The sequence below is a fragment of the Herpetosiphon sp. genome (genome assembly GCF_003512625.1).
Taxonomy (GTDB): domain Bacteria; phylum Chloroflexota; class Chloroflexia; order Chloroflexales; family Herpetosiphonaceae; genus Herpetosiphon; species Herpetosiphon aurantiacus.
Map to the genome: position 1 here is coordinate 1 of NZ_DOPT01000072.1, position 887 is coordinate 887.

At 51.5% G+C, this 887-nt stretch carries 1 protein-coding gene; it reads right to left on the minus strand.

Going from position 1 to position 887, the window contains the following annotated elements:
- Window positions 1-25: 25 nt before the first annotated feature.
- On the minus strand, window positions 26-887 hold an 862-nt coding region (locus DEF47_RS15815), incomplete at its 5' end, for a phosphotransferase family protein (RefSeq protein ID WP_287045227.1).

Consider the following 887-nt stretch of genomic DNA (forward strand, 5'->3'; position numbering starts at 1 on the left):
GGCGAGGGGCTGGGGTGAGGGAATCTTATTTCGTAAGATCGGCGGCAGCTTGGGCCATAATCGGAATAATTTCCCCGAATTGGGCAAAACGGGCATCTTTGGTTTGGCCACGTTGATAGCGGGCATAAATTTGGGCCAAAATCACGACTAAACGATAGAGACCAAGCACATGATAATAGCGAATATGGCTTACATCGCGGCCTGAACGCTCAGCATAGCGTGCGACCAACTCGTCACGGGTGGCAAATCGCCCATCTGTCGGCATCATCGCTACTGCTTGCAAGGCTGGCGGATCATCGGGCTGGCTCCAATAACACAGTAACGTGCCCAAATCGGCCAATGGCTCGCCCAAGGTACACATATCCCAATCGAACACCGCGATCAATTGGCTGGGATCGTTTTGGCGAAACATCACATTATCAAGTTTGTAGTCGTTGTGGACGAGGGTTGGGGCTGAGGCTGGTGGTTGTTGCTCGCAAAGCCAAGCGTAAACATTCTCCATCGCTGGCAGATCATCGGTTTTAGCTTTGTTCCAGCGCTCATACCAGCCAACAACTTGACGTAAGATAAAACCGTCAGGTTTGCCGATATGACTCAAGCCAATCATTGAATAATCGACAGCATGCAGATCAGCGAGGGTATCGACGAGTGCTAAACTGAGGGCACGCGGCGCTTCGGGAGTATTAAATTGATGCGGCAATTCACGCCGAACAACCGTACCATGGCGGCGCTCCATAATAAAAAATGGTGCACCAATGATTTCAGGTTCGTTGCAGAATAAAAAGGTTTGGGGAGCCTGAGCAAAGGCCGGATGTAATTGCGATAAGACCCGATATTCGCGGCCCATATCGTGGGCTGAAGGAGCAACTGGGCCAAGTGGCGGGCGA